Origin of the sequence: Pseudosulfitobacter koreensis, from assembly GCF_024733015.1 — a bacterium.
GTDB lineage: Bacteria > Pseudomonadota > Alphaproteobacteria > Rhodobacterales > Rhodobacteraceae > Pseudosulfitobacter > Pseudosulfitobacter koreensis.
Genome location: NZ_JANKJG010000011.1, coordinates 105,841 through 129,722 on the forward strand (window position 1 = coordinate 105,841; position 23,882 = coordinate 129,722).

General features: G+C 65.5%; 23 protein-coding genes. 11 read left to right on the forward strand and 12 right to left on the reverse strand.

What is annotated here, in order from left to right; genetic code table 11:
* Window positions 1-35: 35 nt before the first annotated feature.
* Entirely contained in the window at window positions 36-1,550 is a 1,515-nt protein-coding gene (locus tag NTA49_RS14360; protein WP_258295489.1) for a YifB family Mg chelatase-like AAA ATPase, read from the forward strand.
* On the opposite strand, the gene NTA49_RS14365 is transcribed toward NTA49_RS14360, so the two are convergent.
* From NTA49_RS14365 to rsmI, 4 genes are read right to left on the reverse strand one after another with little or no spacing between them, the layout of a single operon-like run.
* The gene (locus NTA49_RS14365) at window positions 1,516-2,430 is read right to left on the reverse strand and encodes an alpha/beta hydrolase (protein WP_258295490.1); all 915 of its coding nucleotides are present in this window, start codon (window positions 2,428-2,430) and stop codon (window positions 1,516-1,518) included. The genes NTA49_RS14360 and NTA49_RS14365 overlap by 35 nt on opposite strands.
* Complete coding sequence (gshB, locus tag NTA49_RS14370) at window positions 2,427-3,362, reverse strand: glutathione synthase (protein ID WP_258295491.1); 936 nt, start codon at window positions 3,360-3,362, stop codon at window positions 2,427-2,429. Before gshB ends, NTA49_RS14365 begins: the two co-directional genes overlap by 4 nt.
* Before the next feature lie 60 nt (window positions 3,363-3,422).
* A complete protein-coding gene (locus NTA49_RS14375) occupies window positions 3,423-3,911 on the reverse strand; it encodes a YraN family protein (protein ID WP_258295492.1) in 489 nt (162 codons plus the stop codon).
* Window positions 3,912-3,919: 8 nt separating this feature from the next.
* Window positions 3,920-4,789, reverse strand: a complete 870-nt coding sequence (gene rsmI, locus NTA49_RS14380) for a 16S rRNA (cytidine(1402)-2'-O)-methyltransferase (protein WP_258295493.1) — start codon at window positions 4,787-4,789, stop codon at window positions 3,920-3,922.
* Window positions 4,790-4,877: 88 nt separating this feature from the next.
* Here rsmI and NTA49_RS14385 point away from each other — a divergent pair, with 88 nt between their 5' ends.
* Complete coding sequence (locus NTA49_RS14385) at window positions 4,878-6,062, forward strand: penicillin-binding protein activator (RefSeq protein WP_258295494.1); 1,185 nt, start codon at window positions 4,878-4,880, stop codon at window positions 6,060-6,062.
* Between the two features lie 7 nt (window positions 6,063-6,069).
* Window positions 6,070-8,841, forward strand: a complete 2,772-nt coding sequence (locus NTA49_RS14390; protein ID WP_258295495.1) for a [protein-PII] uridylyltransferase — start codon at window positions 6,070-6,072, stop codon at window positions 8,839-8,841.
* 82 nt (window positions 8,842-8,923) lie between these two features.
* Here the strand turns inward: NTA49_RS14390 and NTA49_RS14395 are convergent, their stop codons facing one another.
* On the reverse strand, window positions 8,924-10,093 hold the full coding sequence (locus NTA49_RS14395; protein WP_258295496.1) for a M20 aminoacylase family protein: 1,170 nt from the start codon (window positions 10,091-10,093) through the stop codon (window positions 8,924-8,926).
* A 91-nt stretch (window positions 10,094-10,184) separates the two neighbouring features.
* Between NTA49_RS14395 and NTA49_RS14400 the strand changes: the two genes are divergently transcribed.
* Both NTA49_RS14400 and murJ read left to right on the forward strand, forming a co-directional pair.
* Window positions 10,185-10,367, forward strand: a complete 183-nt coding sequence (locus NTA49_RS14400; protein ID WP_258295497.1) for a hypothetical protein — start codon at window positions 10,185-10,187, stop codon at window positions 10,365-10,367.
* Complete coding sequence (murJ, locus tag NTA49_RS14405) at window positions 10,364-11,908, forward strand: murein biosynthesis integral membrane protein MurJ (RefSeq protein WP_258295498.1); 1,545 nt, start codon at window positions 10,364-10,366, stop codon at window positions 11,906-11,908. Before NTA49_RS14400 ends, murJ begins: the two co-directional genes overlap by 4 nt.
* Before the next feature lie 74 nt (window positions 11,909-11,982).
* Here the strand turns inward: murJ and NTA49_RS14410 are convergent, their stop codons facing one another.
* Window positions 11,983-12,663, reverse strand: coding sequence for a rhomboid family intramembrane serine protease (locus tag NTA49_RS14410; RefSeq protein ID WP_258295499.1), 681 nt, complete (start codon window positions 12,661-12,663; stop codon window positions 11,983-11,985).
* Window positions 12,664-12,736: 73 nt separating this feature from the next.
* Between NTA49_RS14410 and trpS the strand changes: the two genes are divergently transcribed.
* The 5 genes from trpS to NTA49_RS14435 all read left to right on the forward strand — a co-directional run bounded on the left by trpS (window position 12,737) and on the right by NTA49_RS14435 (window position 16,978).
* Window positions 12,737-13,765 carry a tryptophan--tRNA ligase gene (gene trpS, locus NTA49_RS14415; protein ID WP_258295500.1) on the forward strand — a complete coding sequence of 343 codons (1,029 nt, stop codon included), beginning with the start codon at window positions 12,737-12,739 and terminating at the stop codon, window positions 13,763-13,765.
* 149 nt (window positions 13,766-13,914) lie between these two features.
* Window positions 13,915-14,400, forward strand: a complete 486-nt coding sequence (locus tag NTA49_RS14420) for a VOC family protein (protein WP_258295501.1) — start codon at window positions 13,915-13,917, stop codon at window positions 14,398-14,400.
* Between the two features lie 79 nt (window positions 14,401-14,479).
* Window positions 14,480-15,586: a class II histone deacetylase gene (locus tag NTA49_RS14425; RefSeq protein ID WP_258295502.1), complete on the forward strand. Its 1,107-nt coding sequence runs from the start codon at window positions 14,480-14,482 to the stop codon at window positions 15,584-15,586.
* A gap of 76 nt (window positions 15,587-15,662) precedes the next feature.
* Window positions 15,663-16,241 carry a nitroreductase family protein gene (locus tag NTA49_RS14430; RefSeq protein WP_258295503.1) on the forward strand — a complete coding sequence of 193 codons (579 nt, stop codon included), beginning with the start codon at window positions 15,663-15,665 and terminating at the stop codon, window positions 16,239-16,241.
* A complete protein-coding gene (locus NTA49_RS14435) occupies window positions 16,226-16,978 on the forward strand; it encodes an EI24 domain-containing protein (RefSeq protein ID WP_258295504.1) in 753 nt (250 codons plus the stop codon). The genes NTA49_RS14430 and NTA49_RS14435 overlap by 16 nt, the downstream gene beginning before the upstream one ends.
* On the opposite strand, the gene NTA49_RS14440 is transcribed toward NTA49_RS14435, so the two are convergent.
* Both NTA49_RS14440 and mce read right to left on the reverse strand, forming a co-directional pair.
* Complete coding sequence (locus NTA49_RS14440; RefSeq protein WP_258295505.1) at window positions 16,908-17,204, reverse strand: DUF1467 family protein; 297 nt, start codon at window positions 17,202-17,204, stop codon at window positions 16,908-16,910. The genes NTA49_RS14435 and NTA49_RS14440 overlap by 71 nt on opposite strands.
* Window positions 17,204-17,608, reverse strand: a complete 405-nt coding sequence (gene mce / locus NTA49_RS14445; RefSeq protein WP_258295506.1) for a methylmalonyl-CoA epimerase — start codon at window positions 17,606-17,608, stop codon at window positions 17,204-17,206. Before mce ends, NTA49_RS14440 begins: the two co-directional genes overlap by 1 nt.
* 152 nt (window positions 17,609-17,760) lie before the next feature.
* Here mce and NTA49_RS14450 point away from each other — a divergent pair, with 152 nt between their 5' ends.
* Complete coding sequence (locus NTA49_RS14450; protein ID WP_258295507.1) at window positions 17,761-18,480, forward strand: response regulator; 720 nt, start codon at window positions 17,761-17,763, stop codon at window positions 18,478-18,480.
* 14 nt (window positions 18,481-18,494) lie between these two features.
* Here NTA49_RS14450 and NTA49_RS14455 read toward each other — a convergent pair whose 3' ends face one another.
* The 4 genes from NTA49_RS14455 to aspS all read right to left on the reverse strand — a co-directional run bounded on the left by NTA49_RS14455 (window position 18,495) and on the right by aspS (window position 23,829).
* Window positions 18,495-19,220 carry a GNAT family N-acetyltransferase gene (locus NTA49_RS14455; RefSeq protein ID WP_258295508.1) on the reverse strand — a complete coding sequence of 242 codons (726 nt, stop codon included), beginning with the start codon at window positions 19,218-19,220 and terminating at the stop codon, window positions 18,495-18,497.
* 48 nt (window positions 19,221-19,268) lie between these two features.
* Window positions 19,269-20,471, reverse strand: a complete 1,203-nt coding sequence (locus tag NTA49_RS14460) for a DUF1501 domain-containing protein (RefSeq protein WP_258295509.1) — start codon at window positions 20,469-20,471, stop codon at window positions 19,269-19,271.
* A gap of 11 nt (window positions 20,472-20,482) precedes the next feature.
* Window positions 20,483-21,868 (reverse strand): DUF1800 domain-containing protein, encoded by a 1,386-nt coding sequence (locus tag NTA49_RS14465; RefSeq protein ID WP_258295510.1) that lies wholly within the window; start codon window positions 21,866-21,868, stop codon window positions 20,483-20,485.
* A 110-nt stretch (window positions 21,869-21,978) separates the two neighbouring features.
* Window positions 21,979-23,829, reverse strand: coding sequence for an aspartate--tRNA ligase (gene aspS / locus NTA49_RS14470; RefSeq protein WP_258295511.1), 1,851 nt, complete (start codon window positions 23,827-23,829; stop codon window positions 21,979-21,981).
* Between the last annotated feature and the right edge of the window lie 53 nt (window positions 23,830-23,882).

Genomic DNA, 23,882 nt, shown 5'->3' on the forward strand with positions numbered 1-23,882 from the left:
CCTCTACCGATTAACCATATCGCAAGAGGGGCATCATGGTCGCACGCGCCTATACCGTGGCATTTCAGGGGGTCGAGGCCCGGCTGGTCGAAGTGCAATGCGCCCTGTCGCCGGGCCTGCCCGCATTTTCCATCGTGGGCCTGCCGGACAAGGCCGTGTCCGAGGCGCGCGACCGGGTGCGCGCGGCCTTGGGTGCGATGGCCATCGCCCTGCCGTCGCGGCGCATCACGGTCAACCTGTCGCCTGCCGACCTGCCCAAGGAAGGCTCGCATTTCGATCTGCCCATCGCACTGGCGCTGCTGGCCGCACTGGACATCATCCCCAAGGACACCGCCGAAGGGGTCGTGGCCTTGGGCGAGTTGTCCCTCGACGGCTCATTGATCCCCGTCATCGGCGCGCTGCCCGCGGCGATGGCCGCCGCCGCCGACAACCGCACCCTGCTCTGTCCAGCCGCCTCGGGTGCCGAAGCGGCCTGGGTCTCGGCCACCAAGGTGATCGCCGCGCCCGACCTTGGTGCCGCGATACGCCACTTTACCGGGCAATCGCTGATCGAACCCAGCCTGCCGGGCGAGGTCACGCCCGACGCGATCCTCAAGGACATGCGCGACGTCAAGGGACAGGAGCGCGCCAAGCGCGCGCTGGAAATCGCCGCCGCAGGCAGGCACCACCTGATCCTGGTCGGCACGCCCGGATCGGGCAAATCCATGCTGGCCGCGCGCCTGTCAGGCATCCTGCCGCCGCTGACCCCCGGCGAGGCGCTGGAAACCTCGATGATCCACTCGCTCGCCGGGCTGCTGGACGCGGGCGGCATCTCGCGCGCGCGGCCCTTTCGCGAACCGCACCACACCGCGTCGATGGCCGCGATCATCGGCGGCGGGCGCAGCGCCAAACCGGGCGAGGTGTCTCTGGCGCACAATGGCGTCTTGTTCATGGACGAGTTCCCCGAATTTCCCCGCGCGGTGCTGGAGACCCTGCGCCAGCCGATCGAAACGGGCGAGGTGATGATCGCGCGTGCCAATGCCCATGTGAAATACCCCTGCGCCTTCATGCTGGTGGCTGCCGCCAACCCCTGCAAATGCGGCTATCTGACCGACCCCGACCGCGCCTGCGGACGTGTGCCGCTCTGCGGCGAGGATTACATGGGGCGCATATCCGGCCCGCTGATGGACCGGTTCGATCTGCGGGTGGACGTGCCGCCGGTGCGCTTTACCGATCTGGATCTGCCTGCCTCGGGCGACACCTCGGCGCAGATTGCGGCACGGGTGGCGGCGGCACGCGACATCCAGATCGCGCGGTTCGACGGACGCGCCGACATGCGCTCGAACGCCGACGCCGAAGGCGAGATCCTGAAGGCATGCGCGACACCGGATGCGGAAGGCCGCGCGCTCTTGTCGCGTGTGGCGGAACGGTTCGCGCTGTCGGCGCGCGGCTATCACCGGGTGCTGCGCGTGGCGCGGACCATCGCCGATCTGGCCGGATCGGACGAGGTTCGCCATCCCCACATCGCCGAAGCGGTCAGCTTTCGCCTGCCGCAGCCAGGCGGGTCCTGATCCAGCCCGCAAGCTGGTCCAGCGTCTGCCGCGCCTCGGGCAACGTGTTGTGAAACATTGGCCAGACATGGGGCACGTCGTGCGCGATGTGCATCTGAACCGACACGCCCTGCGCCTTCATCCGGGGCACCAGTCGACGGGTGTCGTCCAGCAGGATCTCGGTATCGCCCGCGGCGATCCAGGTGGGCGGTGCGCCTTTGAAATCGGCGAAAAGCGGGCTGGCCTGCGGATCGGTCGGAGCGGTGCCGTGCAGATAGGCCTCGGCCATTTCCGAGACGCGATTGGTCGGCAGCATGGCCTCGCACCGCGCGTTCACCTGCAGGCTGGCGCCCGAGAACGTGAGGTCGGTCAGGGGCGAGAAGGCGAAGACCCCGGCGGGCAGGTCGGCCCCGCACTGTATCAGCCGTGCCAGCAGCGCCAGAACCAGGCCGCCACCGGCACTGTCGCCGCCCATGATGATGCGCTGCGGCGAAACGCCCGAGGCGACAAGCGCGTGGTAGGCGTCTTCGGCGCGGTCAAGGGCGGCGGGATAGGGCGCTTCGGGGGCAAGCGGATAAACCGGCAGAACCGCGCGCAGGCCCGCCCGCCGGGCCAGAGCCGCGACCATCGCGGCATGGGTGCGCGGGCTGCCGAAAATATAGCCGCCGCCATGGAAATAGAGCAGTACCTGACCCGCGTCCGCGCCCTTCGGCTCGAGCCACAGCGCCTCGCCCGACCCCAGATCGCGCCAGTGCCGCGCCACATCGCGGGGGCCGTGAAAGAACAATCGCGCGCTGCTCTCGAACCTGCGCCGCATCTCGTCGTGCGACGCGGCGCGCGCCATCGCAGGCTTTTCGAACCACGTCAGCCAGTTGTTCAGAACGGACCGCTGCCAGCTCATGCGCGTCTGGCCTCGATCGCCTCCCAGATCCTGGCGGCGATGTTCACGCCGTCAAAACGCTCCAGCTCCTGAATGCCGGTGGGCGAGGTCACGTTGATCTCGGTCAGGTAGTCGCCGATCACGTCGATGCCAACGAACACTTGTCCCCGCTCTTTCAACAAGGGGCCGATGGCCGCGCAGATCTCGCGGTCCCGGTCGGTCAGGCCGACCTTTTCGGGGCGTCCGCCGACGTGCATGTTCGACCGCGTCTCTCCCTCGGCGGGCACCCGGTTGATCGCGCCTACGGCCTCGCCGTCGACGAGGATCACCCGCTTGTCACCCTTGGAGACGGCTGGCAGGAATTTCTGCACGATCAGCGGCTCGCGGCTGAACCCGGTGAAAAGCTCGTGCAGGCTGCTCAGGTTGCGGTCGTTGGCATCCAGCCGGAACACACCCGCGCCGCCGTTGCCGTAAAGCGGTTTGAGGATGATATCGCCATGCTTGGCCTTGAACGCCTTGATGGTGCCGAGATCGCGCGCAATCGTCGTGGGCGGCGTCAGCTCGGGGAAATCCAGCACCAGCAGCTTTTCGGGAAAGTTGCGGACCCAGAACGGGTCATTCACCACGAGCGTGGTCTTCTTCAGCCGGTCCAGCAGATGGGTCGAGGTGATATAGTGCATGTCGAAGGGCGGGTCCTGACGCAGCCAGACCACGTCGAATTCGGACAGATCGACCTCGCGCATCTCGCCCAGGCGCGCATGGTCTCCCTGTACCCGCTGCACGGTAAAATCCTGCCCCCGCGCGGTGATGCGCCCCTCTTGGTAGGCCAGATGATCCGGGGTGTAGAAGAACAGAGAATGCCCCCGCGCCTGCGCCTCCTCGGCCAGCCGAAAGCTGCTGTCTGCGTTGATATTCACGTCCCCGATCGGGTCCATCTGAAAGGCGATCTTCATCGCGGCACCTCGCGTTGCTGAGCTTCCTTGATGGATCAGCGGCGCAGCGGGCGCAATGGGTCAGTCAAAGCCGATGGCGTTTTCCATGATCCGCGTCTCGCCATGACCATTCACCAGCGCCACGTCAAAGCGCACCTGGGTCAGGCTGCCGCGTGGCATCAGGGCAAGGTATTCCTCGGCAGAGGCATAGATGCGGCGTATCTGGCGCGCACTCAGCCGGGCGGCGGCGCGGTCGAAGGTCTTGCTGTGCTTGACCTCGACAAAGACGAGCCCCTCGCCGTCACGGGCGATCAGGTCGATCTCCCCGCTTTTGCCGCGCCAGCGTTGCCGGACGACGGGATAGCCCCGGCGTTCGTAGTCCATGGAAATCCGTGTTTCGGCGGCGACACCCGCGTGGTAGGCCATTTCGCCGCGCGCACGGCGCAGATCCGATGCCACACGTTTTGCCGCAGGTTTTGCCACGGGTTTTGCAGCGGGGGTTTGCGCGGCGGTTTGCGCGGCGGGCGTCAGGGGAAGCGGCGGTCGAAAATCAAATGCCAGTTGTGTCATGCCAAACCTCAGGGTGTGTCGTCGTCCCCTTTGGAAAGGGTCAACGCCAGTTGATAGACTTTGCGGCGGGGCGCGCCGTGGGCGGAGGATACGGCATCCACCGCATCGCGCATCGACATTTGCCCCAACGCCTCGATCAGGTCCGAGGAGACATCATCTTCCTTAATTTCCTGTGAACGGCGATCAATCAAGACCACGATTTCGCCCTTAACGGTCGCTTCCGCATAGTATTCGGCAAGTTCCGAGAGGGTTCCGCTGCGCACTTCCTCGAATTTCTTGGTCAGTTCGCGGCACACCGCCGCGCGCCGCGCGGCACCCAGCACGTCGGCGGCATCGGCCAGCATCGCCGCCAGCCGCTTGGGTGATTCGTAAAACACCAGCGTGGCCTGCACATTGCCCCAGCCCTCGAGCGCAGAGCGCCGCGCGGCCTTGGTGTTGTGCAGGAAACCGCCGAAAAGAAACGCATCCGTCGGCAATCCGCCGACCGCCAGCGCCGTCACCACCGCGCTGGGGCCGGGCGCGCAATGCACCGGCACGCCTGCTGTGCGGGCGGCGCGGATCAGCTCGAACCCCGGATCGGCGATCAGCGGCATCCCCGCCTCGGAGGCATAGGCCACCGCCTCGCCCGCGCCCGCCGCGTGCAGCAACTGGTCTACCACCTTGGCCGCACTGTGGTCATGCAGCGTGTGGATGCGCCGACCGTTCAGCGGCACGCCGTGGATGTCCATCAGCCGCCGCAGGCTGCGCGTGTCTTCGGCCGCCAGAACATCCGCCGACGCCAGCACATCCAGCGCCCGCAATGTGATGTCGCGCGCGGTGCCGATGGGCACGCCCACCAGGTGGATGCCCGCAGGCAGAGTAACCTTCTGAAAATTCAACGCTGGACCCGCCTTTCGTGACGTCTATGATCTTCGCCAAATCAAGGCGGTTTTCGGGCCGCCCAGACCTTAGGGAGTTTCCTGCACCATGTTCGCGTTTTTACACCCCGCCCGCAAGGCATTGCACCTGCTGTTCTTGCCGCTCATAGCCTTCGTTCTGGCCGCGTGCGAGCCTGTGATGATGGCACCCGGCACCGCCGGTGGCCCCTCTGTCGACACGTCGAAGCCCGTGCCCGTGGCCCTATTGGTGCCGCGCGGTTCCGCCACGGCATCCGACGAGCTGCTGGCGACCAGTCTGGAAAATGCCGCGCGTCTGGCGATGCGTGACCTTAGCGGTGTCGCCATCGACCTGCGGGTCTATGCAACGGCGGGCAATGCCGCCACCGCCGCCAGCGCCGCGACGCAGGCCGTCAATGACGGGGCCAAGATCATCATCGGGCCCGTCTATGCCGAAGCCGCCAACGCGGCAGGAGTCGCTGCCTCCGGTGCGGGCGTGAACGTGCTCGCGTTCTCGAACAACACCACCATCGCGGGCGGCAACGTCTTTGTGCTTGGGCCGACCTTTCAGACCACCGCCGACCGGCTGGTCAGCTATGCCACCCGTCAGGGCAAATCGCGCATCGTGGTGGTCAGCGCGCAGGATGTGGCGGGGCAGCTGGGACGCTCCGCGATCCAGAACGCCATCAGCAACACCGGCGCCACGCTTGCCGGTTCTGTTGACTATCCGCTGTCGCAGCAGGGCGTGATCGACGCGGTGCCGCGCATCAAGGCCGCTGTGGACGGATCGGGGGCCGATGCCGTGTTCATGACATCCTCCACCGCCTCGGCGCTGCCGCTGCTGGCGCAACTGCTGCCCGAGGTCGGCATTCAGCCTGCGGTCACGCAATATATCGGCCTGACCCGTTGGGACATTCCCACGCCGACGCTGTCGCTGCCCGGTCTGCAAGGCGGCTGGTTTGCCTTGCCCGATCCTGCGCGCAGTGCAGCCTTTGCCGCCAAGTACCAGGCGGCCTATGGCAGTGCGCCGCATCCGATTGCGGGCCTCGGCTTTGACGGGATCGCAGCCGTCGGCGCATTGGTCGCAAAGGGCCAGTCGAACGCGCTGACCGGTGCGGCGCTGACCCAAGGTGCGGGCTTTCAGGGCGCTTCGGGCATCTTCCGGCTGCGCAGTGACGGCACCAACGACCGCGGGCTGGCCATCGCCACGATCCGCAACAACCAGGTCGTTGTGATCGACGCCGCACCGCAAGCGTTCGGCGGCGCCGGTTTCTGATCCCACAATGCTGAACACCCAACAGCCAGCGCCTCTGGCGGTCGACTTGATCTGTCCGCCAGAGGCGATTTTCGACGCGGCCGCCTTTTCCTCGGCGCTGATCAAGGCGCGGCAGAATGATGCAGCACCGATGGACGTGCGCAACGAGATGGTCGGATGGCTGCAACAGGCGCAAAAGCAGGGGCGTGCCGCCATCGCCGAGGCCTTTGCCGCCCGCCCCTTTGCCGCGCGCCCGACCACGGCGGCCTATACCTACCTGACCGATCAGCTGGTCGAGGCGACGATGACGCTTGCCGCGCAGGTGATCCACCCCAACGTGTCGCCCACCGCAGGCGAACGGCTGTCGCTGATCGCCGTGGGCGGGTACGGGCGCGGCGAGATGGCACCGTTTTCCGATGTCGACCTGCTGTTCCTGACCCCCTACAAGATCACCGCCTGGGCCGAGAACGTGATCGAGACCATGCTCTACATGCTGTGGGACCTGCGCCTGAAGGTCGGCCACTCGTCGCGCACCGTGAAGGATTGCATCCGGCTGGGCCGCGAGGATTTCACCATTCGCACCGCGATGCTGGAGCACCGTTTCATCGGCGGCGACCGCGAGTTGGCCAAGGTCCTGGACAAGCGCCTGTGGGACGAGCTGTTTTCCGGCACCGCGCGCGATTTCGTCGAGGCCAAGCTGCACGAGCGCGACGAGCGTCACAAGCGGCAGGGCCAGCGCTATGTGGTGGAGCCGAACGTCAAGGAGGGCAAGGGCGGGCTGCGCGACCTGCAATCGCTGTTCTGGATTTCAAAATACATTCACGGCGTGCACGACACCGCCGATCTGGTGCCGCTGGGTGTCTTTACCGAGGATGAATTCGCCAGTTTCGCCGCCGCCGAAAGCTTCTTGTGGGCGGTCCGGTGCCATCTGCATCTGCTGACCGGGCGCGCCACCGAGCAGCTGACATTCGACATGCAGGTGCAGGTGGCCGAGGCGATGGGCTACGAGGACAAAGCAGGCCGCCGCGCCGTCGAAGTCTTTATGCAGGCGTTTTTCCTGCACGCCACCGAAGTGGGCGACCTGACGCGGATATTCCTGACCGGGCTTGAGGCCGTGCACCTGAAGGCCGAGCCGCTGCTGGAGCGGCTGCTGAGCCGCCGCCGCAAGACCAAGGCCGGCTATCAGGTGATCCACAACCGCATCGCGATCATCGACGACAACGCGTTCCTTGCCGATCCGCTGAACATCCTGCGCCTGTTCGAAGAGGCGCTGCGCACGGGCATGCTGATCCATCCCGACGCGATGCGTCTGGTGAAGGCGAACCTGAGGCTGATTGACGATCACGTGCGCAATGCGCCCGAAGCGCGGCGCATCTTTCTGGACCTGCTGCTGAAACACGGCAACCCCGAACGCGCCCTGCGGCGGATGAACGAGCTGGGCGTGCTGGCCGCCTTCATCCCCGAATTCGAGCCGATCGTGGCGATGATGCAGTTCAACATGTATCATTCCTATACGGTCGATGAACACATCATCCAGACGATCATGGCGCTGAGCGAGATCGAGAACGGCGATCTGGTCGAGGATCTGCCGGTCGCCACGTCGATCCTGAAGGCGGGGGTGAACCGCAGGGTGATCTATGTGGCGCTGCTGCTGCACGACATCGGCAAGGGCCGCGAAGAGGATCATTCGATCCTGGGCGCACAGATCGCCCGCAAGGTCGGCCCGCGCCTGGGGCTGAAGCCCGACGAGGTCGACACAATCGAATGGCTGGTGCGCTATCACCTGCTGATGTCCGACATGGCGCAGAAACGCGATATCGCCGACCCGCGCACCGTGCGCGACTTTGCCAAGGCGGTGCGCACGGTCGAGCGGCTGGACCTGTTGTGCGTGCTGACCGTCTGCGACATTCGCGGCGTGGGGCCGAACACCTGGAACAACTGGAAGGCCGTGCTGATCCGCGCGCTTTACCGTCAGACACGCACGGCGCTGGAAGACGGCATGGAAGCGCTGAACCGCGAGAACCGGGGCGCCGAGGCGAAGAAGGCGCTGCGCGCCGCCCTTGCCGATTGGCCGCGCAAGGACGTTCAGGTCGAGACGGGCCGCCACTACGAGCCTTATTGGCAGGGCCTGCACCAGACTGCGCATGTGGTTTTTGCCAACCTGCTGCGGGGTATCGGCGACAACGAGATCCGCATCGACCTGCACCCCGACGAAGACCGCGACGCGACGCGCGTCTGTTTCGTGATGCAGGACCATCCCGGCATCTTTGCCCGTCTGGCCGGTGCGCTGGCGCTGGTCGGGGCCAATGTGGTCGATGCGCGCAGCTACACGACCAAGGACGGCTACGTGACCGACGCCTTCTGGATACAGGACGCGGACGACACGCCCTATGACGCCAGCCGCCTGCCCCGCCTGCGCAAGATGATCGAGCGCACGCTGCACGGCGAAGTGGTGCCGCGCGAGGCGATGGTGGACCGCGACAAGGTCAAGAAACGCGAAAAGGTGTTCCGGGTGCCCACGCACATCACCTTCGACAACGATGGGTCGGAAATCTACACGATCATCGAGGTCGACACCCGCGACCGCCCCGGCCTGCTGCACGATCTGGCGCGCACGCTGGCGTCGTCCAATGTCTACGTCGCCAATGCGGTCATCGCGACCTATGGCGAGCAATGCGTCGACACGTTCTATGTCAAGGACATGTTCGGGCTGAAATACTATACCCCGAGCAAGCAAAAGACGCTGGAGAAGCGCCTGCGCGCCGCCATCGTCGAAGGGGCGCAGCGGGCCGAGGATTGATTTAAGGCGCGTTTGAGCGCTTTGCTGGCTGCGGGAGCCTCCGGCGGGAGTTTATCTGGCAAAATGAAGGGCGGCGGCCTGTTCAGGCGGCGGGCAGCGCGTGCTGTACCAGATGCACCCACGTGTCTGCGCCGGGCACCAGCCCATCGTCATTGAAATCGTAGCCCGAGGCATGAAGCGGCAGGCCGTGTGCGCCATCGGTGCCGTTGCCCATCAGGAAAAAGCAGCCGGGACGCGCCATCGCCATATGGGCGAAGTCTTCGGAAAAGAGCTTGGGGAAGCATGCGGCGTCCACGTTGGCGGCCCCCAGCGCAACGCTGCCTGCGCGGGCGACGGCGGCCACCGCGTCGGCATCGTTGATGGTGGGGGCAAAGACGGTCTGGTAGGCGACTTCTGCGGTGACGTCATGGGCGGCGGCGGTGCCCGCCACCAGTTCGCGCATCCGCGCTTCGATCAGCCTGTTGGTTTCGGGGGAGAGCGCGCGGGCGTCGCCCTTGAGGACCGCGCTGCCGGGCAGGATGTTGCGCCCGCCGTCGGCGATGAATTCGGTCACCGACACCACGCCGTTCTGCGCCGGGTCGAGCTTGCGCGAGACGATGGTCTGCAAGGCGCCGACGATCTGCGCGCCGACCACGATGGCGTCGACGCCCAGGTGCGGCAGGGCGGCGTGACCGCCGCGCGCGCGGACCTCGATCTCGAACAGCGCCTCGGAGGCGGTCATCGGCCCTGCGCGCGTTTCCAGATGGCCGACGGGCAGGCCGGGCATGTTGTGGATGGCAAAGACCTGATCGACCCCGAACCGCTCGAAGAGGCCATCGGCGATCATCGCCTGCGCGCCCTGCCCATGCTCTTCGGCGGGCTGGAAGATGAACACCACGCGCCCGTCGAATTGACCGTGCGCGGCCAGATGTTTCGCGGCCCCGAGCAGCATCGCCATATGCCCGTCGTGGCCGCAGGCGTGCATCACGCCGCCCGTGCGGCTGGCATAGGCGGCCCCCGTGGTTTCGCGAATCGGCAGCGCGTCCATATCGGCGCGCAGACCCACCGAGCGGGTGCCATTGCCGCGTTGCAATATGCCCACCACGCCGGTCTGACCGATGCCCCGGTGCACCTCGAGGCCGAAGCTTTCCAGCAGGTCCGCCACCCGTGCCGCCGTGCGCACTTCGGCAAAGCCAAGTTCGGGATGGGCATGGAAATCCTGCCGCCACGCTGTCATTTCGAGGGAAAGATCGGCGGTGGTGGTGGCTGGCATTGCAGGTCCTTTGCAAAATGATTTCCTTCATCAAAACCATCTGGCGGACAAACTCAAGTTTTGCCCCTTTGGCGTCGCGCCCCGGGCAACAATGACACCGGCCCGACAGATTTATGCACGCGGCGGCGTGATCGGCGGCAAACTGCGCGAAAACCGCGACACCGGCGCGCGGGATCTGCACCCGCGGATGTCGTCGCTGCAAGAGGCCCTTGTCACGCACCCGCCCGACCCGCTAGGCCCTGTCCGAGACTGCACCAGCGAGGCCCGCACGTGAAACCCATCCGCCTGATGACCGGCTTTCTGACCGTGGGGTTCTGGACATTGATGTCGCGGGTCCTGGGCTTCGTGCGCGAGATCCTGATCCTGTCGCTGATCGGACCGGGGCCGCTGATGGATGCCTTTGTCGCGGCGTTCAGGCTGCCCAACATGTTTCGCCGGTTCTTTGCCGAAGGCGCGTTCAATGCGGCCTTCGTGCCGATGTTCTCGGCCAAGGTCGAGGGCGACGAGGATGCCCACCGCTTTGCCACCGACGCGCTGAACGGGCTGATGCTGGCGACGCTGGCGCTGACGGCGCTGGCGCTGGTGTTCATGCCGGCACTGGTCTGGGCCACGGCGGGGGGGTTCGACGCGCAGCGGTTCGATCTGACGGTCGGGTTCGGGCGGATCACATTCCCCTATATCTTCTTCATGTCGCTGTCGGCGCTGTTCTCGGGCGTGCTGAACGCCACGGGCCGCTTTGCGGCTGCTGCCGCTGCCCCGGTGCTGCTGAACATATTCGTCATCATTGCCATGATCGCGGCCAACAAGCTGGGCGGCGATGTGGTCCTCTGGCTGATCTGCACCATTCCGCTGGCGGGCATCGCACAGCTGGCCCTGACGTGGACCGCCGCCGCGCGCGCGGGCTTTGCGCTGAAACCGGGGCTGCCGCGCTGGACGCCGGACATGCGCAAGATGCTGATCGTTGCGGTGCCTGCAGCGCTGGCGACCGGCGTGATGCAGGTGAACCTGGTGGTGGGGCAGGTCGTCGCCTCGCAGTTCGACAATGCGGTCAGCTGGCTGTTTGCGGCAGACAGGCTCTATCAACTGCCGCTGGGCGTGGTGGGCATCGCCGTGGGGATCGTGTTGCTGCCCGATCTGTCGCGCAGGCTGAAGGCGGGCGACGACGAGGGCGCGCGCAATGCGCTGAGCCGTGCCGCCGAGATATCGCTGGCGCTGACCATCCCGTCGGCGGTGGCGCTTATGGTGATCCCGCAGCCGCTGACCTCGGTGCTGTTCGAGCGTGGGGCGACGGGCCCCGACGATGTGGCGGCGATCGCCGTGGCGGTCGCGGTCTACGGGCTCGGCCTGCCCGCCTTCGTGATCCAGAAATTCCTGCAACCTCTGTTCTTTGCCCGTTCCGACACGCGCAGCCCGTTTCGCTACGCGGTCTGGGCGATGGTGGTGAACGCCGTGCTGGCCGTGGGGCTGGCACCGGTCCTGGGCTGGATTGCTCCGGCCATCGCGACCACCGTCGCGGGCTGGGCGATGGTTCTGATGCTGCGCCAGGGCACGCGCAGGATGGGCGAGGTCGCGCAGTTCGACGACCGTTTCCGCAAGCGCATCTGGCGGATCATCCTCGCGTCGGCGGTGATGGGCATCTGCCTCTGGGCAGTGTCATTGGCGCTGTCGGGCGCGCTGGGAACCGCAGGCCTGCGCTATCTGGCGCTGTTGGTTCTGGTGCTGGCCGGGGCTATCAGCTATTTCGGCACCGGCCACCTGATCGGCGCGTTCAAACTGTCGGATTTCAAACGCGCCACGAAACGCAAACGCGGCTGACCCACCTTCATCTTGCCGGATAAACTCCGGGGGAGCGCCGCAAGGCGCGGGGGCAGAGCCCCCATTTGGCCCCCTCAACGACGCTGGATCATCCCGCGCAGCCGCGTCCAGCCGCCCGGCACCACGACCAGCGACAGCGCGAAGCCGCAGAAGAACCCGGCCAGTTCGGCGATCCAGTCGAGGCCCACCTCGAAGAATATCCCGAACAGCAGTTGCAGCCCCATCAGCACGCCGATCAGCGAGAACGCCTGAAGCTGTTGCGGGCCCGTGCCGGCCAGCTTTTGCCACATCAGGAACGTATAGGCACCGATCAGTCCGTAGACCGCCGGAAACGCGCCGATCAGCCAGGGCGCGTCGGTCAGCAGCCCGTAGACCACCGCGCCGAAGATCGCCGAGAAGAAGAACACAACGGCCACGGCCAGTTGTCCCATCACCTCGCCCACCAGCTTGCCCAGCGCCAGCAGGATCACCCCGGCGAAGAGCGTGCCCGAAAAGCCGTTGTTCACGAACGGATAGGTGACGAAGCGCAACAGATGTTCCCACGGGAAAATCGCGTTGGCCACCATCCAATCGAAAGCCACGCCCGAGAACCCGTAGTCGCGCAGCGCCATAAGCCGCCAGCCGACCGCACCGGGGCCGCCGATATAGCCCGCGTTGCCCAGCGACAGCACTGCCTCGACCCCCATGATCGCGGCGAACAGCGCCCAGACGACGGGCGGCAAGGGGTTTACGGGGGGCTGCATGTCGTCGTGCATCGGTGGCTCTCCTTGACGGGACTTTGGCGCATGGGTAAGCCAGCCACGCACGAATGCCCAGAGGGGAACCCAAATGACTGACGCTCCTGCATCGCACTTCACGCCGCGCGTGTTCTCCGGCATCCAGCCGTCCGGCGGATTGACGCTTGGCAACTATCTGGGGGCGCTCAAGCGGTTCTCGGAGATGCAGGACGAGGGGCGCGAATGCATCTTCTGCATGGTCGACCTGCATGCGATCACCGTCTGGCAGGACCCTGACAAGCTGCGCCACAACACGCGCGAGCTGACCGCGGGCTTTATCGCCTCGGGTGTCGATCCGGAAAAGTCGATCCTGTTCAACCAGTCGGCTGTCCCCGAGCACGCGCAGCTGGCGTGGATCTTCAACACCGTGGCGCGCATGGGCTGGATGCAGCGCATGACCCAGTGGAAGGACAAGGCGGGCAAGAACGCCGAGAAGGCTTCGCTGGGTCTGTTCGCCTATCCTGCGCTGATGGCCGCCGACATCCTGATCTATCACGCGACGCATGTGCCCGTGGGCGAGGATCAGAAACAGCATATCGAGTTGACGCGTGACGTGGCGGCGAAGTTCAACCACGACTATGGCGTCGATTTCTTTCCGATGACCGAGCCCGTGATCGAAGGGGCGGCGACGCGGGTGATGTCCTTGCGCGACGGGTCCAAGAAGATGTCGAAATCCGACCCTTCGGACGCCAGCCGCATCAACCTGACCGATGATGCTGACACGATCGCCAAGAAGATCCGCAAGGCCAAGACCGACCCCGACGCCCTGCCCTCCGAGGCGAAGGGGCTGGAGGACCGCCCGGAGGCACGCAATCTGGTGAACATCTATGCCGCTTTCACCAACCAGAGCATCGATCAGGTTCTGGCCGAGGTCGGAGGCCAGCAGTTCGGGACGTTCAAGCCGATGCTGGCCGATCTGGCGGTCGCCAAGCTGTCGCCGATCTCGACCGAGATGGCGCGGCTGCTGAATGACACGTCAGAGATCGACCGGATTCTGGCGCGCGGGGCCGAGCAGGCGCGCGATATCACGGCGCCGATCCTGAAAAAGACCTATGAGATTGTCGGGCTGGTCGGCGCATAGGCCGACAGTTCCCAACGCGAGATTAAAGGGCGGGTGCGGCGGCATCCGCCCTTTGCGCGTCTGTGCACCATCAGTGCGCGACGCCTGACCTTTTGCGCGCGGGGGCGGCGGGTTATCCTGGCCTTGACCAGACCAACAGGAGGCATCCCATGCCCGGTAAAGTTCCCGCCGACACGCGCGTCGGCCACATTCACCTCAAGGTGTCCGACCTTGATCGCGCGCTGGCCTTCTATGGCGACGTGCTCGGGTTCACCCTGACGCAGCGCTATGGCGATCAGGCCGCGTTTCTGGCCGCTGGCGGCTATCACCATCACATCGGCCTGAACACCTGGCATTCGAAGGGTGCGGGCCCTGCCCCGCAGCGTGCGCCGGGGCTTTATCATTCGGCGTTCCTGTTTCCCGACCGCGCCAGCCTTGGGGCGGCACTGCAACGTGTCGTGGATGCGGGCATCGCACTCGACGGGGCGGCGGATCATGGCGTGTCCGAGGCGGTCTATCTGCGTGACCCCGACGGCAATGGCGTCGAGCTTTACCGTGACCGCGACCCCGCCGAGTGGCCGCGCGATGCGGACGGGCAACTTGAGATGGTCAACAGCCCGCTTGATGTTCAGGCGCTGCTGGCCGAAGCTGGCTGAGCCGGAATTTTTCACGCTGCGGTGCATCGACAATCCTGCCCGTCTCGGCCACCCTGCCCCAAAACGGGAGACGCACACGATGGCCACGGGATTTTTCTGGGACGAACGCACATTCTGGCACGCGGGGGGCAACTATGCGTTTACCCTGCCCATCGGCGGGCTGGTGCAGCCGCTTGCCGCCGGGGGGCTGCCCGAAAGCCCCGAGACCAAGCGGCGGCTGGTCAACCTGATGAACGTCACCGGACTGATGCGCGCGCTGGACGTGCGCACGGCGCCCGAAGCCACGACCGAAGACCTGCTGCGCGTCCACCCCAAGGCCTATCTGGACGAGTTCAAGCACAAGTCCGACAACGGCGGCGGCGAGTTGGGGCTGCGCACGCCCTTTGCCCGTGGCGGATACGAGCTGGCGGCGCTGTCTGCGGGCCTGTCGGTGGCGGCGGTCGAGGCGGTGCTGACGGGTGATCTGCAAAACGCCTATGCGCTCAGCCGCCCGCCGGGGCATCACTGCCTGCCGGATTTCCCCAACGGGTTCTGTCTGATGGCCAACATCGCCATCGCCATCGAGGCGGCCAAGGCCAAGGGGCTGGCGGGGCGTGTCGCCGTGCTGGACTGGGACGTGCACCACGGCAATGGCACCGAAGCGATTTTCTATGACCGCGACGACGTGCTGACCCTCTCGTTCCATCAGGAGGGGAATTACCCACTGGACACCGGTGCGCTGGCCGACCGGGGCAAGGGTGCTGGCGAGGGCTACAACATCAACCTGCCGCTGCCTGCGGGCGCGGGGCACACCGCCTATCTGCATGCGATGGACCGCGTGGCGATCCCCGCGATCCGCAATTTTGCGCCCGACATCATCATCATCGCCAGCGGCTACGATGCCTCCGTCGTCGATCCGCTGGCGCGTATGCAGGCGACCGCCGACACGTTCCGGCAGATGACGCTGCGGGTCAAGGATCTGGCAGCCGACATCTGCGGCGGCAAGCTGGTGCTGGTCCACGAGGGCGGCTATTCCGAGGCCTACGTGCCCTTCTGCGCCCATGCGGCGATCGAGGCATTGTCGGGCAGCGACATCACCGCCCCCGATCCCTTTGGCGAAGCCTTTGTCATCCGCCAGCCCGGACCCCGGTTCGACGCCTTCCTGATCGGCGAGATCGACCATATGGCCGAGACGCTGGGGCGATGATATCGCACAGCGCCCCTTGACGGCGTGGCCTGCAATGACAACATGCAAACCAACCCAATGTAAAAGATCTTAACATATGCCCGAGTCCGATATCGCCGCCCTGAATTTCCTGCACACGCGCCGGTCGCGCCCGGCCAAGACGCTGGCGATGCCGGTGCCCGACCGTGCCGACCTGGAACAGTTGCTGACCGCCGCCGCACGCACGCCGGATCATGGCAAGCTTGAGCCGTGGCGGTTCATCGTCGTTGAGAAGACCGCGATGCCGCGTCTGGCCGATCTGGCGGAAACCCGTGGCAAGGTGCTGGGGCTGGACCCTGAAGACATCGGCAAGGGCCGCAGCCAGTTCGACATGGGTCATCTGGCCGTCGCCGTGATCGAGGTGCATGTGCCTTCGCCCACGATCCCGGCGCTGGAGCAGACCTATTCCGCCGGTGCGGTCTGCCTGTCGTTGCTGAATGCGGCATTGGCGGCGGGCTGGGGCGCGAACTGGTTGTCGGGCTGGCCCAGCCATGACCGTGTGTTCATGCAGGAAGCCTTTGCCCTTAAGGACAATGAACGCATCGCCGGGCTGATCCACATCGGCACGGAAACCACGGCACCGCCCGACCGCCCGCGCCCCGATATCGCGGCCAAGACCACATGGCTGTCAGAATGATCATCGCGTCTTTTTTCGCCGCCCTGGGCCAGATCGGCGATCCGCGCTTTCGGCGGGTGCTGCTGTTGGGCATCGCTCTGACGCTGGCGCTGCTGGTGGCCTTTACCACGGGGCTGGTCTGGGTGGTCGATGCGCTGACCGCAGACAGCATTGACGCGCCCGTCGTGGGCGAGATCACCTGGCTGGACGATATCCTGAGCTGGGGATCGGTCTTTTTGATGCTGTTCCTGTCGATCTTCCTGATGGTGCCCGTGGCCTCCGCCATCACGTCGATGTTTCTCGACGAGGTGGCGCAGGCCGTGGAGGACCGCCATTACCCCGACCTGCCGCCCGCGACCCCCGTGCCCTTCGGCGATGCGGTGCGCGATACGGTCAACTTCCTTGGCGTATTGATCGCGGCCAACATTCTGGCGATCATCGTTTACGTGATCCTGACCTTCATGTTCATGCCGTTCCTGGCGCCGCTGGTGTTCTGGACGCTGAACGGGTTCCTGCTGGGCCGTGAATACTTCACGCTGGCCGCGATGCGCCGTGTCGGGCGCGAACGGGCGCGCAACCTGCGCAGCCAGCACAGCGGGACCATCTTTATCGCCGGATTTCTGATGGCGGTCCCGCTGTCAGTGCCGCTGGTCAACCTGATGATCCCGATCATCGGCGCCGCGACGTTTACCCATCTGTTCCATCGGTTGCAGCCGGAGGGCCCATGCGATCGAACCAGTCGATATCGCGCAGGCTGATCACGCCCGACAGGATGATGCCCGCGACGATGGCCCAGATCACCACGGAGGCCCCTGTGGTGATCCACGCTTTTTTCTTGAGGTTGTGCACCTCGGGCGCGCCGGAATGCGTGCCGGGCACGATCTTGCCTGCGTCCCCTTGGGTCTGCACGCGGATCGGCAGCACGATCAGGAACGTCATGAACCAGATCACGGCATAGAGGACCAGTGCGGATGTAATGCCCATCAGACTTGCTCGAGCTCTGTCAGGGTGCCGTTCATGTCCTTGGGGTGCAGGAAGATCACCGGCTTGCCGTGCGCGCCGATCCTTGGTTCTCCGTCGCCCAGAACCCGCAGGCCGCTGGCCTGAAGGTGGTCGCGCGCGGCGATGATGTCCTCGACCTCGTAGCAGACGTGGTGAATGCCGCCCGCGGGGTTCTTGTCCAGAAACCCCTGGATCGGGCTGTTTTCGCCCAAGGGATGCAGCAATTCGATCTTGGTGTTGGGCAGTTCGATGAACACCACTGTCACGCCGTGGTCAGGTTCGTCCTGCGGCGCGCCGACCTTGGCGCCCAGCGCATTGCGGTATTGTTCCGATGCAGCGTCAAGATCCGGCACTGCGATGGCGACGTGGTTGAGACGTCCGATCATATCAAATCTCCTTGGTAGGTGTTGGTGCTGTTATGCGCAGCTTGGGATTGGGGCGCAAGGGACGCACCGACGCAGGGGGGCATCGCGATGTTAACGCCCTGTTAGGCAAGCCGGGCTACCTTGAGAATCGTAGAACCTGAGAGGCTGCGGACATGGACACCATCGACCCCTTCAAACCCCACCTGCCGATGCCCACCTCTGCGCGGCCCTTGCTGGGGCTTACGGTTCTCGCGGTCGAGGACAGCCGCTTTGCCTGCGAGGCGCTGCGCCTTTTGTGCCTGCGCAGCGGTGCGCGGATCAGGCGGGCCGACAGTCTGCGTGCCGCACGGCGACATTTGCAGGTCTACCGCCCCACCATCGTCATCATCGACCTGGGCCTGCCCGATGGCAACGGCATGGACCTGATCGAGGCACTGGCCGCCGCCAGCCCGCGCCCCGAGGTGATCATAGGCACCTCTGGCGACAGCTTTGGCGTCGATGCAGCCCTTGCCGCCGGTGCAGACGGTTTTTTCGAGAAACCGATCACCTCGCTGGGCGTTTTCCAGACCAAGATCCTGTCGCTGCTGCCTGCGGATCGCTGCCCCGACGGCCCGCGCAGCGTCTCGACCGAGGAAGTACATCCCGATCCCATCGCCTTTCAGGACGACATGGCGCATGTGGCTGACGTGATGGAAGACCACCACGACGACAGAACCCTGGACTATGTGGCGCAGTTCCTGTCCGGCGTCGCCCGCAGCGCCAGTGACAGCCCGCTTGAGAAAGCCGCCGAGGCGGTGGCGCGCAAACGCGCAGCGGGCCAATCCGCAGTGTCGGAGGCCGCGATACTGGCGGGGATGGTGCACGACCGCCTGACCCAGCGCATCGCGATCTGACCGTTAGCGGAGGCCTACAGTGAGGGGTCGCTTGCAACCCGCACCAAGGCGGTCAGGTCTGAAAGACGCTCGATCTGGTGGCCGTTCTCGTCGAAGTTCGCAGGGTCAAGCCAGACCCGGAACGCCTCTTTCAACGCGGGCCATTCGGCGTCGATGGCGGCAAACCACGCCGTGTCGCGGTTGCGCCCCTTGTAGACGGTGGCCTGCCGAAACACCCCTTCGAAGCTTAGGCCCAGACGTTGCCCGGCCCGACGCGACGGCACATTCAGCGCGTCGCATTTCCATTCGAACCGGCGATATCCGGCCTCGAATGCCCATTGCAGGGTCAGGAACAAGGCTTCGGTGGCGACGGGCGTGCGCTGCAGCGTCGGGGCAAAGTTGATGTGCCCCACCTCAATCGACCCCGCCGACGGGTCAATGCGCAACAGGCTGAGCACCCCGTCGTAATGGCCGGTTTCCAGATCGCGGACGGCATAGAACACCGGATCGCCATTCCCTGCCACGCCCTGCACCCAGCGGTGATACTGGGCCGAGGATGAAAACGGGCCATAGGGCAGATAATCCCATACATGATCCTCGCCCTGATAGGCGCGAAACAGGCGGGCCGCGTGTTTGTCCGCATCCAGCGGCTCAAGCGCTGCATAACGCCCCTTCATCGAGACCCCGTGGGGCACTGGCGGAGGGGACCAGTCGGGCACCGGTGCGCCGAACTGCGGACTGTCTGATCGGCGAATGTTCATATCCCGATCTATAGGCGGATCAGGGCTGAGCGCCAAGCGCAATCAGGCTCAGAGCAGGAGGCCGGGATCGCGGCCCATGTCGAGACCGGGGAAGATCACCCGCTCAAGCGTCGCCCGATCCAGCCCGGTCATCGCCCGCATGATCCACGCCGCGTGGGCGCGCACGTCGCGTGTCGGCATCAGATCGCGGTTCTGATAAAGATCCGGCTCGTCCAGCCCCGGCCAGTCGGCATGAACCTTGCCGCCCCGGATCGCCCCGCCCGCCATCACCATCAGCCCGCCGGTGCCGTGATCGGTGCCTTGGGTTCCGTTCTCGCGCGCGGTGCGGCCAAATTCGGTCATTGCCACGACGGCGGTCTTGGCCCAGACGGGGTCGGTCAGCTCTTGTTTCAGATGCACCAGCGTGTCGGCCAATGTGCCCAGCGCCCCCTTCAGACTGCGGTGCTGCGCGCGGTGCGTGTCCCATCCGTTCAGCGAGAATGACGCCACCCGCGCGTCCTCGCGCAGGCGCTTTGCGGCAAATTCTGCGATCTTCAGGTGCGTGCCGCCCTTGCGGGCCTGCTGCATGTCCCGCGCCATGTTGCCCGACGTCGCGGGCGTATCCACTGCAGACAGCAGCGCCGCCTCGGCCAGTGCCGCGTGCATCGCGGGATCGCTCTCCGAGACCATGGCCAGCAGCCGCTCTGCCTGCGGGCTGAGGCTCAGCGTCGCTTCGGGTGTCCAGTTCGCGACGGGCGCCTTGCCCCTCAGGATCGGCAAGTCGCCCAGTCCGATGGCATAGGCCGTGTCGGCGGTGACACCCGGCACCTCCTGCAGCATTCGGTTCAGCCAGCCGTCGCGCACGCCGCCCTGCAGGGTGTCGGTCCCCGCCTCGAGCAGATCCTGACCGTCGAAATGGCTGCGCTTGTCGCGGTAGGGGGTGCTGACCGCATGGGCAAACCCCAGCTCTCCTGCCTGCCACATCGGTGCCAGCGCCTGCAGTCCGGGGTGCAGCGCAAAGAAGCCGTCCAGATCCAGCGCGCCGTTCTGCGGCCCGCCGACGAGGCTGCCGCGCAGCCCGGCATAGGCGGGATCGCCGTAGGGTTGCACCGCGTCCAGCCCGTCCATCGCGCCGCGCAGGAGGATGACGACCAGCCGTCTGTTCCAGGGGGCGGCGGCGAAGGTGACCGGCGTCAGCAGCGGGCTGGCCGCAAGTGAACAGCCCAGGACCGCCGAGCGGGTCAGGAAAAAGCGGCGCGAAAGATCGGTCATGGCGGCGGCTCCTAGCGGCGCTGGAATGCGGGGGACATCAGCACGAGGCCGATGGCCTCGGCTTTGCTTTCGGCAGCCTTCGCCGCGAATTTCACCGGCTCGGGTGCGGATGCGCCCAGCGCCGTGTCGACGAAGGCACGCGGGTCAGGCAGATCGGGGCACAGCTTCTGCGGCCCCGCCATCGCCCAGCGCACACGCCCCGAAAGCCCCTGTGGCGTCAGCCAGGCGTCGTCCTCTTCAGGCCAGCCATCGGGGCCGGAAAACGCCTGCCAAGTCTGCCCCATGATGGCCATCGGCGTCAGCACCACATTGCGCATCTGCTTTTCCGTCATCTCGGTCATCATCACCGGATCGACCGCCAGTGCGCGCATCGCAGAGCCCACGAAATCGACGGGCGGCTTGATGTTGGCCCCTTCGCGCGTCCATGCGGCGGGGTGTTCCAGCAGCGCTGCATATACCTGCATCAGGTCGCCACCCGTCGCGATGTACCGCGCGGTCACGTGGTCAATCAGCGCGGGGTCGGGCGTGTCGGAGACAAAATGCACCGCCAGTTTCCATGACAGATGCCGCGCGGTTATGGGATGGATCGCCAGATCTTCCAGCACCGCATGGACGGGCTTGATGGTCAGCGTGTCCGCATAGGTCTTGCCCAGCACGGTTTCGGCGCCCGGCTCGACATAATTCTTGCGAAACACGCGGCCTTGCAGGGGCTTGAACGACAGGCCGGTGAACAGCTCGGCCAGTTCGCGCACGTCGGTCTGGGTATAGGGGCCGCCCACGCCCAAGGTGTGCAATTCCAACACTTCGCGGGCCAGGTTTTCGTTCAGGCCCCCGCCCTTGCCCGCAGTCATGACCCGCTTGCTGCCCGCGCCCATCGACTGGTCCTGGTCCAGAAACGACAGCATCACAGGATGGGTAACGGCGCTGATCAGCAGATCGGCGAAACGCCCGCCGACGAAAGGGCGCACCGCCTCTTCGATATAGGGCGAGGTCGCGCTTTTCAGCAGCCCGCCCTTGCCCCGTGCTGCGAAATGGTCACCCCAGAAATAGACCAGCCGTTCGTGAAATCCGGCTTCGGTATAGGTGCGGCGCAGCATCGACTGGCCCAGCCAGTGGATCATGTCGAAACGCGCCTGATTCTTGATGTCCTTGCGCTGCCGGTCCGCCGCTTCGGCTTCGGGCGTGCCCTTGTTCGCGCGGATCAGGCGGCGCAAAGCGTTGGTTTCGGCGATGCGTGCACCGAAGCTGTCAAAGCGTTCTATTGGAAACCGACGGGCCATGGCGTCGGGGCCTGAAATCCCTGCCAGCATCGCCTCGACCGACGTGGCGGGCGCGATCACCGGCGACAGGCCGCAGCCAAACCGCATTTCTGCAAACTCGGGTTCGAAGGCGCGCATGGCTCAGCTCCGCTGCGGGACATGGCACCAATATAGCAAGGGGCGCGCCAACTTGCATCGGCGCGCCCCATCAATTTTTATATTACAGGCGGCGTGCCGCCCACGCCCGTTCAGTCCTGCGGGATCACCCGCAGCGACAGCTCCATCAGCTGATCGCTCGTGGGCTCGCTGGGTGCGTTCATCATCAGGTCTTCGGCGCGCTGGTTCATCGGGAACAGGATCACTTCGCGGATGTTCTGCTCGTTGGCCAGCAGCATCACGATGCGGTCGATGCCCGCAGCACAGCCGCCGTGGGGCGGCGCGCCGTATTGGAACGCGTTGACCATGCCGCCGAACCGCTTGCGCACTTCGCTTTCGTCATAACCTGCGATCTCGAAGGCTTTGAACATGATCTCGGGGCGGTGGTTCCGGATCGCGCCGGAGACCAGTTCATAGCCGTTGCAGGCCAGGTCATACTGAAAGCCCAAGACCTCCAGCGGGTCGCCCTGCAGCGCGTCCATGCCACCCTGGGGCATCGAGAACGGGTTGTGTTCGAAGTCAATCTTGCCGGTGGTCTCGTCCTTTTCGTAGATCGGGAAATCGACGATCCAGGCGAAGGCAAAGCGGTTGGTGTCGGTCAGGCCAAGTTCGTCGCCGATCACGGTGCGCGCACGGCCTGCGACGGATTCGAACTGTTTCGGCTTGCCGCCGAGGAAGAACGCGGCGTCGCCCAGCCCAAGGCCGAGTTGCTGGCGGATCGCTTCGGTGCGCTCGGGACCGATGTTCTTGGCCAGCGGGCCTGCCGCTTCCATACCGCCTTCGACCTCGCCGGATTTCAGCTTGGCCTGGGCTTCCTTCACGGTGATCCCCAGCTCTTGGGCCACGGCATCCGCGGTCTTTTCGCGCCAGAAGATATAGCCCATGCCGGGCAGACCTTCCTTTTGCGCGAAAGCGTTCATCCGGTCGCAGAACTTGCGCGACCCGCCCGTGGGTGCGGGGATGGCGCGCACCTCGGTGCCGTCCTGTTCCAGCAGCTTGGCGAAGATGGCGAAACCGGAACCGGCGAAATGGTCGGACACCACCTGCATCTTGATCGGGTTGCGCAGGTCAGGCTTGTCGCTGCCGTACCACAGCGCCGCGTCGCGGTAGCTGATCTGCTCCCACGTCTGGTCGACTTTGCGCCCGCCGCCGAACTCTTCGAAAATGCCGCCGATGACCGGCTGGATCGTGTCGAACACGTCTTGCTGGGTCACAAAGCTCATTTCAAGGTCAAGCTGGTAGAAGTCGGTGGGCGAGCGGTCGGCGCGCGGGTCTTCGTCGCGGAAACAGGGCGCGATCTGGAAATACTTGTCAAAGCCCGAGACCATCAACAGCTGTTTGAACTGCTGCGGGGCCTGCGGCAGCGCGTAGAACTTGCCGGGGTGCAGACGCGAGGGCACCAGGAAGTCGCGCGCGCCTTCGGGGCTGGACGCGGTGATGATCGGCGTCTGATATTCGCGGAACTTCGCATCCCACATCCGGCGGCGCATCGACGCGACCACGTCCGAGCGCAGCTTCATGTTGGCCTGCATCTTTTCGCGGCGCAGGTCGAGGTAGCGGTACTTGAGGCGGGTTTCCTCGGGGTAATCCTGATCTCCGAACACCATCAGGGGCAGTTCGGCGGCAGGGCCCAGCACCTCGACGGCGCGCACGAAGACTTCGATCTCGCCGGTGGTGATCTTGGGGTTCACCAGGTCGGGCGCGCGCGCCTTCACCTCGCCGTCGATGCGCACGCACCATTCGCTGCGCAGTTTCTCAACGTCGGCAAAGGCGGCGCTGTCGGGGTCGCACAGAACTTGCGTCACGCCGTAATGGTCGCGAAGGTCGATGAACAGGATGCCGCCGTGATCGCGCACCCGATTGACCCAACCGGACAGGCGGACGGTTTTGCCGACGTCGGCGGCGGTCAGTTCGGCGCAGGTGTGGCTGCGATAGGCGTGCATAATGGGCTCCCGCTCTCTGGGCTGATGATCGGGGCAGATACACCGCCCATAGG

Bases quoted from the DNA above. Each gene is read 5' to 3' on its own strand.
- NTA49_RS14450 (WP_258295507.1), top strand. From the start codon at position 17,761: ATGGACACCATCGACCCCTTCAAACCCCACCTGCCGATGCCCACCTCT.
- NTA49_RS14425 (WP_258295502.1), top strand. From the start codon at position 14,480: ATGGCCACGGGATTTTTCTGGGACGAACGCACATTCTGGCACGCGGGG.
- NTA49_RS14395 (WP_258295496.1), bottom strand. From the start codon at position 10,093: ATGCCAGCCACCACCACCGCCGATCTTTCCCTCGAAATGACAGCGTGG.
- gshB (WP_258295491.1), bottom strand. From the start codon at position 3,362: ATGAAGATCGCCTTTCAGATGGACCCGATCGGGGACGTGAATATCAAC.
- trpS (WP_258295500.1), top strand. From the start codon at position 12,737: ATGACTGACGCTCCTGCATCGCACTTCACGCCGCGCGTGTTCTCCGGC.
- mce (WP_258295506.1), bottom strand. From the start codon at position 17,608: ATGATCGGACGTCTCAACCACGTCGCCATCGCAGTGCCGGATCTTGAC.
- NTA49_RS14385 (WP_258295494.1), top strand. From the start codon at position 4,878: ATGTTCGCGTTTTTACACCCCGCCCGCAAGGCATTGCACCTGCTGTTC.
- NTA49_RS14375 (WP_258295492.1), bottom strand. From the start codon at position 3,911: ATGACACAACTGGCATTTGATTTTCGACCGCCGCTTCCCCTGACGCCC.
- aspS (WP_258295511.1), bottom strand. From the start codon at position 23,829: ATGCACGCCTATCGCAGCCACACCTGCGCCGAACTGACCGCCGCCGAC.
- NTA49_RS14435 (WP_258295504.1), top strand. From the start codon at position 16,226: ATGGCTGTCAGAATGATCATCGCGTCTTTTTTCGCCGCCCTGGGCCAG.
- NTA49_RS14365 (WP_258295490.1), bottom strand. From the start codon at position 2,430: ATGAGCTGGCAGCGGTCCGTTCTGAACAACTGGCTGACGTGGTTCGAA.
- NTA49_RS14430 (WP_258295503.1), top strand. From the start codon at position 15,663: ATGCCCGAGTCCGATATCGCCGCCCTGAATTTCCTGCACACGCGCCGG.
- NTA49_RS14400 (WP_258295497.1), top strand. From the start codon at position 10,185: ATGACACCGGCCCGACAGATTTATGCACGCGGCGGCGTGATCGGCGGC.
- NTA49_RS14440 (WP_258295505.1), bottom strand. From the start codon at position 17,204: ATGGGCATTACATCCGCACTGGTCCTCTATGCCGTGATCTGGTTCATG.
- NTA49_RS14460 (WP_258295509.1), bottom strand. From the start codon at position 20,471: ATGACCGATCTTTCGCGCCGCTTTTTCCTGACCCGCTCGGCGGTCCTG.
- NTA49_RS14360 (WP_258295489.1), top strand. From the start codon at position 36: ATGGTCGCACGCGCCTATACCGTGGCATTTCAGGGGGTCGAGGCCCGG.
- NTA49_RS14420 (WP_258295501.1), top strand. From the start codon at position 13,915: ATGCCCGGTAAAGTTCCCGCCGACACGCGCGTCGGCCACATTCACCTC.
- NTA49_RS14465 (WP_258295510.1), bottom strand. From the start codon at position 21,868: ATGCGCGCCTTCGAACCCGAGTTTGCAGAAATGCGGTTTGGCTGCGGC.
- NTA49_RS14410 (WP_258295499.1), bottom strand. From the start codon at position 12,663: ATGCACGACGACATGCAGCCCCCCGTAAACCCCTTGCCGCCCGTCGTC.
- NTA49_RS14390 (WP_258295495.1), top strand. From the start codon at position 6,070: ATGCTGAACACCCAACAGCCAGCGCCTCTGGCGGTCGACTTGATCTGT.
- NTA49_RS14455 (WP_258295508.1), bottom strand. From the start codon at position 19,220: ATGAACATTCGCCGATCAGACAGTCCGCAGTTCGGCGCACCGGTGCCC.